The 12,459-nt window shown below is 67.4% G+C and carries 13 protein-coding genes and 1 tRNA gene; 8 read left to right on the forward strand and 6 right to left on the reverse strand.

Annotation, left to right across the window (positions count from 1 at the left end; all coding sequences use genetic code 11):
• The first annotated feature begins 6 nt into the window (after positions 1-6).
• Genes AB5I40_RS31925 through AB5I40_RS31935 form a run of 3 tightly spaced genes read left to right on the forward strand, consistent with a single transcriptional unit; the run spans position 7 to position 2,564 of the window.
• A complete protein-coding gene (locus tag AB5I40_RS31925) occupies positions 7-972 on the forward strand; it encodes an RNA polymerase subunit sigma-70 (protein WP_370933928.1) in 966 nt (321 codons plus the stop codon).
• Positions 966-2,120 (forward strand): AAA family ATPase, encoded by a 1,155-nt coding sequence (locus tag AB5I40_RS31930; RefSeq protein WP_370933929.1) that lies wholly within the window; start codon positions 966-968, stop codon positions 2,118-2,120. Before AB5I40_RS31925 ends, AB5I40_RS31930 begins: the two co-directional genes overlap by 7 nt.
• Before the next feature lie 39 nt (positions 2,121-2,159).
• Positions 2,160-2,564, forward strand: a complete 405-nt coding sequence (locus tag AB5I40_RS31935; protein WP_370933930.1) for a hypothetical protein — start codon at positions 2,160-2,162, stop codon at positions 2,562-2,564.
• On the opposite strand, the gene AB5I40_RS31940 is transcribed toward AB5I40_RS31935, so the two are convergent.
• From AB5I40_RS31940 to AB5I40_RS31955, 4 genes are all read right to left on the reverse strand, one after another.
• Positions 2,561-2,731 (reverse strand): hypothetical protein, encoded by a 171-nt coding sequence (locus AB5I40_RS31940; RefSeq protein WP_370933931.1) that lies wholly within the window; start codon positions 2,729-2,731, stop codon positions 2,561-2,563. The two genes, AB5I40_RS31935 and AB5I40_RS31940, sit on opposite strands and share 4 nt — an antisense overlap.
• A 201-nt stretch (positions 2,732-2,932) precedes the next feature.
• Positions 2,933-4,201 (reverse strand): putative lipid II flippase FtsW, encoded by a 1,269-nt coding sequence (gene ftsW / locus AB5I40_RS31945; protein ID WP_370933932.1) that lies wholly within the window; start codon positions 4,199-4,201, stop codon positions 2,933-2,935.
• Between the two features lie 137 nt (positions 4,202-4,338).
• A complete protein-coding gene (locus tag AB5I40_RS31950) occupies positions 4,339-5,580 on the reverse strand; it encodes an LCP family protein (RefSeq protein ID WP_370933933.1) in 1,242 nt (413 codons plus the stop codon).
• An 85-nt stretch (positions 5,581-5,665) separates the two neighbouring features.
• Entirely contained in the window at positions 5,666-7,288 is a 1,623-nt protein-coding gene (locus AB5I40_RS31955) for an NRAMP family divalent metal transporter (protein ID WP_370933934.1), read from the reverse strand.
• Positions 7,289-7,685: 397 nt separating this feature from the next.
• Here AB5I40_RS31955 and AB5I40_RS31960 point away from each other — a divergent pair, with 397 nt between their 5' ends.
• Positions 7,686-8,201, forward strand: a complete 516-nt coding sequence (locus tag AB5I40_RS31960; protein ID WP_370933935.1) for a pyridoxamine 5'-phosphate oxidase family protein — start codon at positions 7,686-7,688, stop codon at positions 8,199-8,201.
• A 61-nt stretch (positions 8,202-8,262) separates the two neighbouring features.
• Entirely contained in the window at positions 8,263-9,123 is an 861-nt protein-coding gene (locus AB5I40_RS31965; RefSeq protein ID WP_370933936.1) for an SDR family oxidoreductase, read from the forward strand.
• A gap of 30 nt (positions 9,124-9,153) precedes the next feature.
• On the opposite strand, the gene AB5I40_RS31970 is transcribed toward AB5I40_RS31965, so the two are convergent.
• Positions 9,154-9,900 (reverse strand): ABC transporter ATP-binding protein, encoded by a 747-nt coding sequence (locus AB5I40_RS31970; protein WP_370933937.1) that lies wholly within the window; start codon positions 9,898-9,900, stop codon positions 9,154-9,156.
• A 68-nt stretch (positions 9,901-9,968) separates the two neighbouring features.
• Between AB5I40_RS31970 and AB5I40_RS31975 the strand changes: the two genes are divergently transcribed.
• Both AB5I40_RS31975 and AB5I40_RS31980 read left to right on the forward strand, forming a co-directional pair.
• Complete coding sequence (locus AB5I40_RS31975) at positions 9,969-10,601, forward strand: TetR/AcrR family transcriptional regulator (protein ID WP_370933938.1); 633 nt, start codon at positions 9,969-9,971, stop codon at positions 10,599-10,601.
• 16 nt (positions 10,602-10,617) lie between these two features.
• Positions 10,618-10,690: transfer RNA gene (locus tag AB5I40_RS31980), tRNA-Arg, on the forward strand.
• 111 nt (positions 10,691-10,801) lie between these two features.
• On the opposite strand, the gene AB5I40_RS31985 is transcribed toward AB5I40_RS31980, so the two are convergent.
• Positions 10,802-12,034 carry a helix-turn-helix domain-containing protein gene (locus AB5I40_RS31985; RefSeq protein ID WP_370933939.1) on the reverse strand — a complete coding sequence of 411 codons (1,233 nt, stop codon included), beginning with the start codon at positions 12,032-12,034 and terminating at the stop codon, positions 10,802-10,804.
• Positions 12,035-12,225: 191 nt separating this feature from the next.
• On the opposite strand from AB5I40_RS31985, the gene AB5I40_RS31990 reads away from it, so the two are divergent.
• Positions 12,226-12,408 carry a hypothetical protein gene (locus tag AB5I40_RS31990; protein ID WP_370933940.1) on the forward strand — a complete coding sequence of 61 codons (183 nt, stop codon included), beginning with the start codon at positions 12,226-12,228 and terminating at the stop codon, positions 12,406-12,408.
• Positions 12,409-12,459: the final 51 nt, after the last annotated feature.

Raw genomic sequence — 12,459 nt, forward strand, 5'->3', positions numbered from 1 at the left:
GGCAGGATGCGAAGGGTGGGTCAGGACATTCTCGATCGCGCACGCGCCGGAGACGCGTACGCCTTCCGCGAGCTGATCGAGCCCTATCGGCACGAGCTGCAGGTGCACTGTTACCGCCTCCTCGGCTCGCTCACCGACGCCGAAGACCTGCTGCAAGAGACGCTCCTCGCCGCCTGGCGCGGCCTGGACGGGTATGCCGGCCGAGCCTCGATGCGCGCCTGGCTGTACCGCATCGCCACCAACCGCTGCCTCAACGCCCTCCGCGACGCCGGCCGCCGCGTCCCAGCCGAACCGTCGCCGCCGTTCACCCCTACCGAACCCACCCGCCGCACCGAGGTGACGTGGCTGCAGCCCGCACCAGACCCCGCCGCGCACTACAGCGCCAAGGAAACCTTCGAGCTGGCGTTCGTCGCGGCCCTGCAGAAACTCCCGCCGCGCCAGGCCGCCGTCCTCGTGCTCCGGGACGTACTCGACTACTCGACCGCCGAGGTCGCGGAGCTGCTGGACACCAGCCCGAACGCGGTCAAAGGCGCGCTGCAACGCGCGCGGGCCCAGCTGCGCCAATCCGTCGAACCCGCCCCACCGGCACCACGGGAAAGGGAGATCGCGCAACGCTTCGCGGACGCCTTCAGCGAGGGTGACGTCGAAGGCGTAGTCGCGCTCCTGACCGACGACGGCTGGCTCGCCATGCCGCCCGCACCGCACGAGTACGTCGGCCGGGAAGCCGTCGCCGCGTTCCTCACCAGGTTCGGCGAATGGCGCGGTACCCGAGAGTTCTGTTTGCTTCCGACGCGCGCCAACACCCATCCAGCCTTCGCCTGCTACCTCACGGAACCCGGTGGAACGGTCGGACGTCCCGCCGGAATCCTCGTCCTGGCACCGTGGGGCGACCGAATCCGCACCGTCACCTGGTTCCTCGAACCCGAGTTGTTCGCCCGCTTCGGCCTGCCCGATGAGGTGTCGGCGTGCTGACCACCCTCGCGATCCAGAATTACCGCTCGCTGCGCGACCTGGTGCTGCCGTTGTCGCAGCTCACCGTGATCGTCGGCGCGAACGGCACCGGAAAATCCAGCCTGTACCGCGCGCTGCGGCTGCTCGCCGACGCCGGCCGCAACGGCGCAGTCGCCGCCCTCGCCGGTGAAGGCGGCCTGCCGTCGACGCTGTGGGCCGGTCCGGAGACGATCAGCCGATCCGTGCGCGAAGGCCGGACGTCGATACAACCGTTGCAGCGCACCAAACCGATCGGCCTGCGCCTGGGCTACTCCGGCGACGAATTCGGCTACGCCCTGGACTTCGGCCTCCCCGTGCCTGCCGAGACAGCCTTCAACCTGGACCCGGAGTACAAACGCGAATGCGTCTGGCACGGCCCAGTCCTGCGCCCGTCGGCGTTGCTGGCCGACCGCTCCGGCACGAGAGTCCGCATCCGAGACGAGGCCGGTAAGTGGGCCGAAAGCGGCCACTCGATCGCCCTGACCGACAGCATGCTGAGCGAATTCGCCGACCCGCGCCTGTGCCCGGAACTCCTGATAGTGCGCGACCGAGTCCGCGCGTGGCGCTTCTACGACCACTTCCGCACCGACACCGACGCACCCGCCAGGCAAAGCCGCATCGGCACCCGCACCTGGGCCCTGGACCACGACGGCGGCGACCTGGCTGCGGCCTTGCGCACCATCCAAGAATCCCTAGACGCCGACGCCCTGGCCACCGCGATCGACGACGCCTTCCCCGGCTCGTCCGTCGAAGTAGTCGCGACCGACGGCAGATTCGACCTCCGCTTCCACCAACACGGCCTGCTCCGTCCGCTGAGCGCCGCCGAACTCTCCGACGGAACCCTGCGTTACCTGCTGTGGGCCGCGGCTTTGCTGAGCCCGCGCCCGCCGGAGCTGCTGGTGCTGAACGAGCCGGAGACCAGCCTGCATACGGACTTGTTGCCCGCGTTGGCCGCGTTGATCACCGCCGCGGCGAAGAAGACGCAGCTGCTGGTGGTGTCGCATTCTCAGCTGCTGGTGCGGTTTCTGGAGGATGCTTCGGTACTGGAACTGGAGAAGGAATTCGGCGCGACGGTGGTGGCCGGGCAGGGGCGGCTCGACCAACCGGCTTGGCATTGGCCGAAACGGTGAAACCTGGCAGGATAGCCGGTATGAAGATCAGAAAGGGTCATGCCGCGTAGGCCCCCGGCACGGCTGCGTGTCCGCGAGCCGGAATACGTCCAGCCCGCCCCGCCCCACGCGCAAGTTCCGCGGGTTTCCGCGTCGGCACTGCGAGCAATCGCGCATTACGAACGCGTCGATCTCTATCCCGGCGGGATCGCCGAAGCGCTCGCCGCATGGAGCCGCTTCGTCCATGCTCCCTACCGGCAGCTGGACCGGCACACGGAGCACGGCGACGATTACGGTCCGTCGGACGATCCGGAAGTGGCGCGGATCCGGTTGGGCTGGGCATTGAAGCGGTTGCCGCGCAAGGCCTCCCGCGAGTTGTACGCGCGGGTCCGGCCGCTTGACGAGCTATACCTGGCCCGGTCGATTCCCTCGCCGGACGTCGCGCACCTTCGGGCGCTGCTCTAACGTTTCGCCCGCTGCCCTTCCGCCAACTGCTCGGTGATCGCCTCCGCGCCAAGACGGCGTTGCACGGCCGCCGCCAACCCCGGTGCAATCCCGCCGAGCAATGCCGTCAGCCGCAACCCGAACGGTGCCACGTCGATCTCCGCGAGGTTGCGTTCGATCGCCCACACCGTCGCCCGTGCTGCGCGCCGTCGTCCACGAGGAGTTTGCCGTCGCCGAACTCCAGCACCACCGTGATCGCCGGATGCGGCACCACTCGAAGATCGACCGACCCGCCGGCCCGGTGGCGGAATCCGCCCAGGGAGAACGGACCCGCGCGACCGGGCCGCGCGACCTTCCAGACGCCGCTCTCCACTACCGCAGTGTAAGAGTCAGCGAGGCCGCACGGGTCGTCGCGCGCGAGTCGTCTTCGCCGAAGCCCGGACCGGCCGATACGGCTCCGGCACCGGCAGCCGCAGGATCCGGCCGATCTTGCCCGGCCCCAGGTGGTTCAGGTCGGCCACCGCGGCGGGCTCGTGCCGCGCGCAGCTGGCGAGCACGCCGAACAGGAACATCGTCACGATCAGCGACGTCCCGCCGTACGACACCAGCGGCAGCGTCACCCCGGTCACCGGCAGCGCGTTCACGACGTACCCGATGTTGACCGCCGCCTGCGCCACCAGCAGCACGGTGATCGTCGCGGCGACGATGCGGATCCACGGGTCGAGGTTGCGCGTCGCGATCCGCAGGCCGACCAGCGCGAGCCCGCCGAACAGCAGCAGCACCACCGCGCAGCCGAGGAACCCGAGTTCTTCGCCGATCAGCGCGAAAATGAAGTCGTTCTGCACGTTCGGCAGGTACTTCCACTTCGACGCGCCCTGTCCGAGCCCGACGCCGAACAGCCCGCCCTCGGCGAGCGCGTACTGCGCCTGCACCGCCTGGTATCCGGCGCCGGAGGTGTCCGCGTCAGGGGAGAGGAACGACAGCACGCGCGCGAGCCGGTAGTCCGCGACCAGCGCGAGCACCACGAACCCGCCGACGCCGCCGGCCAGCAGGGCGGCGAACAACCGTCCCGGCGCGCCGGAGAACCACAGCAGCGACAGCAGCACGATGCCGAGCGAGATCGTTCCGCTGAGGTTCGGCTGCGCCATCACCAGGGCGAACATCAGCAGCGCGACCGGAACCAACGGCACCAGCAAATGCCGCCAGTGATGCAGCAGCCGGGCCTTCACCACGAGAATGTGCGCGCCCCACAAGGTCAACGCGACCTTCGCCAGTTCGACCGGTTGCAGCGTCAGCGGACCGAGCGTGAACCACCGCTGCGCGCCGTTCACCTTCGCGCCGAGCGGGGTGAGCACCAGCGCGAGCATCGCCAGCGTGACGAGCATCAGCATCGGCGAGAGGGACCTGATCCGCCGCAACGGAATCCGCAGCCCGGCCCACAGCGCGACCAGGCCGATGAGGACGAAAATGACGTGCTTCTGGAAGGTGCTGTACACCCCGCCCGGCTGCGCGGACGACGCCGACAGCACCATGATGACGCCGAGCAGCGTGAGCAGGCCGCACAGCGCGAGCACGAGGTGGAACGACGCCAGCGGCCGAGACAGCCAGCCGACGATCGCGACCGGAACCCGGCTTCGTCTGTTCCGTGTCGTAGCCACCCGAGCACCGCCGTCCGCCGATTTTTCGGCGCGGGAAAGAACGCGCCGGACCGATTATGCCTGCTCTGTCCTGAAAGGACATTGAGGCGCGCGGAGTGTCCGCGGTCTCATTCGCGGTGCTGAAGCTATTTCACGAGCTATTTCACGCAAGGGATTCCGCCTCCGCTCAACGCCGGCGGGGGAGCGGGGGTGGTGTTTCCGTGCGCCAGCGGGGTCACGTACGCGGCCGGGCTCGGCACCGGTGCGCCGCTCAGCAGTTGCGCGACCAGTGACTGGATTTGCGCGGTATTGACGAAGTTGACGTCTTCCCCGGACGGGCTCTTGCCGAAATGGTCGACCGGAAGGGTCACGAAACTGACATTCCCGCCGGTCAGGCTGGACGCTTGTTTCGCGAGCGCGAGCAGGTCCAGCGAACTGTCGACCGCGGTGTTCTGCTTCGCGACATCCAGAATTCCCTGGAGTTTCGCCGGATTCGTGAAGGTCCCGCCCTGTTTGAGCTGATACGCGAGCGAGGAGATGAACGCCTGCTGCCTGCGTTCGCGGTCGAGGTCGGTGAAATGGAGCGACGGATGCACGTAGTCGCGGCGCTGCCGGACGAACTCGACGGCCTGCTCCGCGCTGATCTCCTGCTGGCCGGCGTGGAAGTTCGCGCCCGAGTAGCTGTCCTGGGTGTCTTCGTTGAGGCACACCGTGATCGGCTGGACGACCTGGGCGATCTCGAAGAACGCCACCAGGGTGACCTCGACGAAATGGTCGATCGGGACGTCGCCGAGGAATTTCTTGACGGTGTCGATTTCCGCGCGGCGGCCCGCGTCCCGCGCCTGCTGCTCGCGCTGGGATTTGTCGGTGACGTTCTGCTGGACGAGTTGCTTGGCTTTTTCGTCGAACGCCAGCCCGTAAGCCTGTTTGATCTTGCCCTTGCACACGTTGTCCGGACAGCCCGCCAGCGGGACGTAATCGTCGCGCGGAATCGAGATCGACGTCGCCTTGCCGCCGTTGCCGGGGACGTGCAGCAGCATCAGCACATTGGCGTTGTAGCCGCCGTCCTGCTGATCCCCGGCGTGCAGCGAGTTGTAGATGTCCTTCGGCAGCGGGTTGCCGTTCTCGTCGAGCCGGGAGTCGAGGCCCATGATGAGGATGTTGGTGTCGCCGCCGCTGGAGGTCGACTGCCCGTCGAGCACGTCGGAAACCTGCAGCCCCGACACGATGCCGTTGTAGGCCGCCCAGCCGTACCCGGTCAGCGAAAGCGTCAGCGCGGCCGCGAGGGCCAGCGCGACCCGGCCGGTGATCCGCCGTCGCCGGGCCGCGGCACGGGCGGCGACACCGCGCGCCGCCGCACTGCGGGATGCGGCGGCGCGTCTGTCGTTGGGGTCGGTCATCAGGCCTTCCGGTGCCGGGGCGTCACGGTTACCCACTGTTGTGCACACTCGCTGTGTACACGCTGAGAAGTAGTCTCACGCAGAGTTAACCCAGATCCAGTTGGACGAGCTTCACGATGACGAGCGCCATCGCCAGGAGCAGATACGTGCGCAGCGCGGTCAGCCCGATCTTGCGTCCGGTCGACATCTCCGGCGGCGGCAAGTACTGCAGCGGCGGCATCCGCCACTCCGCGCGTCCGGTGCGATCGATCGGTGCGGCGTTCCGGCGGCGGCGAAGCAGCGCGTACCCGGCCGTCAGCAGGCCGATCCCGCCGCTGACCGACATGATCAGGAAGATCTGGTCCGCGTTGATGTCCGGGAACAGCACCGCCGCGGTGAGGATCACCGACAGCACCACCAGCACCCCGACCACCACGGAGGTGAACAGGTTGGTGAGCCGTCCGTTGACCCACGGACCGAGCACCGCCTTGTCGTTGCACAGCAGCAACAGGAACACCGTCGCGGACGGCAGCAGCACTCCGGCGAGCGTCTGCACCCCGGTGGTGAGCAGGCCGAGCGGCGAGCCTGGAATGAGCACGATGGTGGCCGACAGCGCGACGAGACCGGCGTACACCGCGTAGAAGCCCTTTGCGTGTCGCGCCCCGCGATGCAGCGAGTGCTTCATCCCGAAGACGTCACCGATCGCGTACGCGCTCGAGAGCGACACAGCGAATGCCCCGACGATCGAAGCGTCCAGCAGCGCGACGGCGAACAACGCGCCCGCCGTACGTCCCGCGTAAGCCTCGATGCCGTCCGTAACGCCAGTTGTGTCCGTGAAGGGCGTGCTGCCACCGGCGAAGGCCGCCGACGCGATGCCCATGATCGCGGCCGCGCCGACCATCACCACGACCAGGCCGATCCACAGATCCGCCTTCTCGTACCGCATGAACCGCGGCGTGATGCGCTTGTCGATCACGTAGGACTGCTGGAAGAACAGCTGCCACGGCGCGACCGTGGTGCCGACGATCGCGATGATCAGCAACATCAGCTCAGCCATCCCGCCAGGTCCGGCGGGCATCGTGGGCACCAGCCCGCCGAGCATTTCCGCCGGTGCCGGATGCGCGACCACGTACACCGGGATCAGCGTCAGCGAACCGAGGCAGAAGAAAATCGCGATCCGCTCGAACCGCCGGAAACTGCCGGTGAACGCGGCTCCGATGATGACGGCCGCGGCCAGCACCACGGACGGAACCGTCGGCAGGCCGAGGTAGCGCGTCGCCATCGTGATGCCGATGAACTCGGTGACCAGCGTCAGCGCGTTGAGCAGGAACAGGTCGATCACCGAGAACGCGCCCCAGAACTTGCCGAAGCGTTCGAGGATCAGCCGTGCGTGTCCGACGCCGGTGACCGCGCCGAGGCGCAGCACCATTTCCTGGTTCACGTACAGCGCCGGGACGAGCAGCAGGAGGGTCCACAGCAGCTTCGGGCCGTAGTTCTGCCCGGCTTGGCCGTAGGTCGCGAACGCGCCGGCGTCGTTGTCGCCGACCAGCACGATCAACCCCGGCCCGACGATCGCGAGCAGGGTTTTGAGCTTGGCGGACAGGCCGGTCCGGGGCGCGCAGTCGCCCGCTTTGATGGTGCCGAGCGCGCCGCGGATGTCGCCGACGTGCTGCTCGTCGAGGACGGCGGTGGTGCGCCGGTCGATGCGGATGGTGGAGTCGGTGGTCACGGCGAGCACTCCCTTCGGCCCTCTTTCAGGCCGATCAGGGCACCCGCGACCGCCGGTTTCCGCGCACATGTGGCGACCCGGCCGGACGGGCGGGGGAAACCGGGATCAGCCGAGGATGCCGGAAGGTGGGGACAATCCGGGGTCCGGGGGCGTACTTCGCCCCGGGCTCGTACCGCTCATCGCCCTCACCTCCCCGCGGCTCGTTTCCGGCTTCCGGTTTCCGGGCAGGGAAACCCCGCCCGGGAACCACTCAACGCCATCCGCCGGATAACTGTCAAGCAGTTGTACAAGTGTTGTAGTCATCAGTGTGACTCAGGTCACTGTCGAGGTAATGTCGAGAACTCCGCCGCGGCTCCGTCCCCGCAGCACCTGACCGTACGACGTTGAGGAGACCGACATGGAACCGCAGGAAGTCGCCGAGGTCCTGAACCGCCCGCTCAGCCGTGAACTGCTCGCCCGCGACCTGACCCGGCTGGCGTACGTCGCGAAGGACGGCACGCCGCGCAGCATCCCGATCTCGTTCAGCTGGAACGGCACCGAGGTCGTCATGTGCACCACCAAGAACTCCCCGAAACTGCACGCGCTGAAGGAGAACCCGATGGTCGCGCTGACCGTCGACACCGAGGTGCACCCGCCGAAGATCCTGCTGCTGCGGGGCCGTGCCGAACTGGACTACACCGACGGGATCCCGGACGAGTTCCTGGAAATGAACGGTTCCTACGAGATCACGCCCGAGCAGCGCGTCGAATGGGAGGCGGAAATCCGTTCCCTCTACGCGGAGGGCATGGTCCGCATCGTCGTCACCCCGACCTGGGCGAAGCTCATCGACTTCGAAACCACGCTGCCGTCCGCGGTCGAGGAACTGGTGCAGCGCCGGGCTGCCGGCTCGGAGAACCCCGCCGTCACCGGCTGATCCACTACACTGAATCGCCTACACGCGAACGTGATTCCCTCCACGCGCGAAGGCGGAGCGCATGATCCTGGTGACAGGTGCGAGCGGCAATGTGGGATCAGCGCTGGTCGCGCACCTGCGCGCGGCCGGGGTGCCGTTCCGCGCCGCCTATCATTCCCCGGAGAAGGCAAGGAAAGCCGCCGCCGACGGAATTGACGCAGTCACCGTCGAAATGTCCGATCCGGCCACCGTGCAACCGGCGCTGGCCGGAGTGTCGAAGGTGTTTCTGCTCGGCGCGATGAGCCCCGGACAGACCGGCAACGAGTCCAATGTGGTCGAAGCCGCGGTGTCCGCCGGGGTCACGCACGTGGTCAAGCAATCGCTGTGGCGAGCAGACGAGGAACTCACGCCGATCGCCCGGCTGCACCGCCCGGTCGAACGGATGCTGGAAACGTCGCCGCTGTCCTGGACCTTCCTCCGCGCGAACTTCTACCTGCAAGCGTTTTCGGGAAACTGGTCCGGAACCATCCGGTCCGGAAATTTCTTCGCCAGCCCGCTGATCCGCGGCCCGATCGCATTCGTGGACGCCGAAGACATTGCCCGCGTCGCGTTTCGCGCCCTGACCGAGGACGGCCACGCAGGCAAGGCGTACGCACTCAGCGGCCCTGAGGCACTGATGTACAACGAGGCCGCGGCGGTGCTGTCCGACGTGCTGGGCCGTCCGATCGCGTACCGCGGAATGTCGAACGAGCAAGCGTTTTCGGCGTTGGCGGAAGCGGGAATGTCGTCGTTCCACGCCAAAGCGCTGGTCGAAGTGTGCAACACGTACCTGGACGGCGGCGCGGAAACCGTGACGTCCACGGTCGAGGACGTCACCGGCCAGCGGCCGCGGAGTTTCCGCGAGTTCGTGACGGCGCATCGGCGGTGTTTCGAGCCAGCCTGATCCGTCTATTGTGGACGATATGTTCCCGCTCTAGGCAGCAGGCTTCCCGCTGTAAGCATTGAGAATCTCGGACAACGAACCCTGCTGTCGCACCTGCCCCTCGTCCATCCACAACGCGGTGTCGCAAAACTCCTTGAGCGTTTCCTCGGAGTGATTCGCGAACACCAGAATCCCGGATCGTTTCACCAGATCCCGGAGCCGATCGCGCGCCTTGCCGAGAAACGCCGCGTCGACCGCGCCAAGTCCCTCGTCGAGCAGGAGGATCTCCGGGTCGATCGTGGTCACGACCCCGAGCGCGAGCCGCACCCGCATGCCGGCCGAGTAGGTGCGTAACGGCAACTCGAGATAGTCGCCAAGTTCGGTGAACTCCGCGATGTCCTCGACCCGCTTCAGCATCTGCCTGCGGCTCATGCCCAGAAACAGCCCCTGGACCAGGATGTTCTCCCGCCCGGACTCGCCCGGATCCAGCCCGACCCCGAGATCGAACACCGGCGCGACCCGCCCCGCGACCCTCCGGACGCCGCGCGTCGGCTCGTAAATCCCGGACAGCAGCCGCAACAACGTGGACTTCCCGGCCCCGTTATGCCCTACCAACCCGACCCGGTCGCCCTCGCCGAGCCGGAACGACACGTCCCGCAACGCCTCGATCACCGGCACCTTCGCCTCGGTGCCGATCTTCCCGCCGACCTTCCCGAGCACGCGCTTCTTCAGCGACCGCGTCTTGGCGTCGAAGATCGGGAAATCGACGTAGGCGTTGCGTATCTCGATGCTGACCAAGATCCCTCCCCGGATGCGAATGGAAACTACCATTCGCATTTGGTCCGCCGCCAGGTAAGGTTCCTCGGGTGAGTCAGACCAGCGAGGGCTTCCGCCCGCCGCAACAAGCGCGCAGCTGGGCTTCGCTGCAGAAAGTCCTGGCCGCAGCCGAACACGTGCTGGCCGAGCAGGGCTTGGAGTCGTTCACTGTCGCCGAGGTCGCCGCGCAGGCCGGGATGTCGGTGGGCGCGATCTACCGCCGCTTCGAGGGCAAGGAACAGCTGCTGTACGCCGTCAAGGACCAGCTGCTGACCGAGCTGGAAACCACCGTCCGAGACGCCCTCCAGACAGCCGCCCCCGGCCTCCGTCCGATCTTCGACGCCTTCGTGGCCGCCCTGGCGAAGACGTTCCAGGAACACGACCGAATCTTCCCCGAACTCCTGGACGCCCAACGCTCCGACGGCCGAGACCGCGGCCTCGCCGCCCTGTCCGCGATCCAAGACGCCCTGCTGGAAGCTCTGGCACCCTTCCTGGCGGAGACCGACGGCGTGGAAATGGCAGCCCGGACGATCATCGGTGCGTGCATCCACCGCGCCGCGACCTGCAGATTCTGGCCGGACGACCGGTCTTGGGCGACGTGGGCGGAGGAGGTAGCGGAAATGGCACTGGCGTACCTGTCTTCACCAGCCGCAGCGCCGCACTCGGGCCCCGCTAGGATGTAGGCAGCAGTACGCGAATGCCCTCGTAGCTCAGGGGATAGAGCACGGCTCTCCTAAAGCCGGTGTCGCAGGTTCGAATCCTGCCGGGGGCACATCTTCACTGGTCAGGGCCCTTTTCAACCAACAAGGTTCAAACGTCGAAGGCCCGAGAGTCAGAAAACTGTCAGAATTCACCGCGTGACGGTTCGGACGTTCGCGCTAGCTCAGCGCGACGTTCCGGAGCGCTGCATCTCCTCGTACGCGTCGCGCAGGTCGCGCGCTTCGCGCATCTTCCGGGCCTCGACAGACTCCACCACCTCGGCAGCCCGCCAGTAGTTCGAGGGGACCACGCGCCCCGACGCCAGCGCGGAATGCGTTGCGCTGACCGCTTCGTCTAGCCGGTCCGTCGCGATGAGCGCCAGCGCCAGGTCGAGGTTCGCCGAGGCAACGCGCCGCGGCCACTTCCCGTCGGGGGCCTGGCGCTCAAGCCGTCTGATGATCTCCCGGGCGAAGGTCTCGGCGGCCGGGTCGCCAGCCCACGCCAGCGTCGTGGCCATGTAGGCGACGGATTTGTTCGGGTCGTATCGGTAGTGGTGCTCCGGACGGTGCGGCACTTTCAGTGGGGACACGAGGGCGGCGACCCGGCTCAGCACGGTGTACATCTCGCGCCGGTCGCCGAGCCGGGCCAGCGCGCGGCCTTCCTGCGCCGACGCTTGAATCTCGATCGAGCTACCTCGGGGCGCGAAAGCCTGCGCCCGGCGCGACAGGTCAAGTGCGCCGACGTAGTCCTTGTTCGTGAGGAGTTGCCACGCCTCCGTTTCGTATCCCCACGCGTGAATCTCGTCGTGGGTCGCATCGTTGGCGAAATTGTGCGCATTGCGGAGCCTCGCCTGCGCCGCCGAGGTGTTGTCGAGGTCGATGTGCACCGTTGCGGAAAGCAGCGAGAACCAACCGCCGACGACGAGCAACCGCCGGTGTTCGGACAGCGTCATCCGGGCGTCCATCAACCGGGTCACGTAGTCGATGTAGCCACGGATCCGGGGCGCGAGCGTCGACGGCGACGTAGTCGTGTAGGCGATCGCCAAGTCGTCGACGATGGCCTCCAGTTGGCACAGCGTCGCGTGGCCGACATCGCTCGCCGCCACCCGCCGCGATAGCTCAAGCGCCGCCGCTTCGTCGTCCTCGGCGGAACTGCCCACCGGCCGCAGGCCGGAAGCGCTCGGCAACAGCTCATGCGAAAAGGGTTCGCTGTCGCCGTTGATGTGCGACTCAAGCTCGGCACGGGAAATCTCCAGCTCCCGCGCGAGCCGCGGCCGCATGTATGCCGTCGGAGCCGACTGCCCGCTTTCCCAGTAGCGCACGGTCCGCTCGGAGACCCTTACGCGCTCCGCTAGCTGCTCTTGGGTGATGCCTTTCGCCTCGCGAGCCCGCCGCAGCCCCGGCCGCCCCACCGTCATGCGTAGTCCAATCGTGCGATATCCGCTCACAACCGCTCGCAACAAAACCGCTGGTCGAGCGTAGCAACTTCCGGTCATTGCCGGTCTCTGCCGGTGCGCGCTTCCTGGTCAAGCTGTCGAGTGCGTCGCAAGGTCATCCGAGGTGTTCGGGCAAGCCACGGCACCGCTGAACTGGGGAGAAGGTGACAAACGTGGACTTCGGGATGCTCGGCGTGGCGCTGGCCGCGGAGGTCGCCGCCATCGTCGTTGCCGCGGTCGTGATCGGAGTGTCTATCCAATGGGTGTCGAAGTGGAAGCGCGCGCGGCAGCAGCGGAAACAACGCCGACGGGAACGCGTTGCCTTCCGATTGGTGGAGAAGGCTCGGCACCGGTGACCGGGCTAATGCTCGATGATCTTTTCCGCGAACTGCGCTACGACAAGTGGA

The organism is Amycolatopsis sp. cg13 (assembly GCF_041346965.1).
Classification (GTDB): Bacteria; Actinomycetota; Actinomycetes; order Mycobacteriales; family Pseudonocardiaceae; genus Amycolatopsis.

What these genes read in the sequence shown, in the direction of transcription:
- AB5I40_RS31925 (WP_370933928.1), top strand. Translation starts at nt 7, where the DNA reads ATGCGAAGGGTGGGTCAGGACATTCTCGATCGCGCACGCGCCGGAGAC.
- AB5I40_RS31935 (WP_370933930.1), top strand. Translation starts at nt 2,160, where the DNA reads ATGCCGCGTAGGCCCCCGGCACGGCTGCGTGTCCGCGAGCCGGAATAC.
- AB5I40_RS31950 (WP_370933933.1), bottom strand. Translation starts at nt 5,580, where the DNA reads ATGACCGACCCCAACGACAGACGCGCCGCCGCATCCCGCAGTGCGGCG.
- AB5I40_RS31960 (WP_370933935.1), top strand. Translation starts at nt 7,686, where the DNA reads ATGGAACCGCAGGAAGTCGCCGAGGTCCTGAACCGCCCGCTCAGCCGT.
- AB5I40_RS31965 (WP_370933936.1), top strand. Translation starts at nt 8,263, where the DNA reads ATGATCCTGGTGACAGGTGCGAGCGGCAATGTGGGATCAGCGCTGGTC.
- AB5I40_RS31985 (WP_370933939.1), bottom strand. Translation starts at nt 12,034, where the DNA reads ATGACGGTGGGGCGGCCGGGGCTGCGGCGGGCTCGCGAGGCGAAAGGC.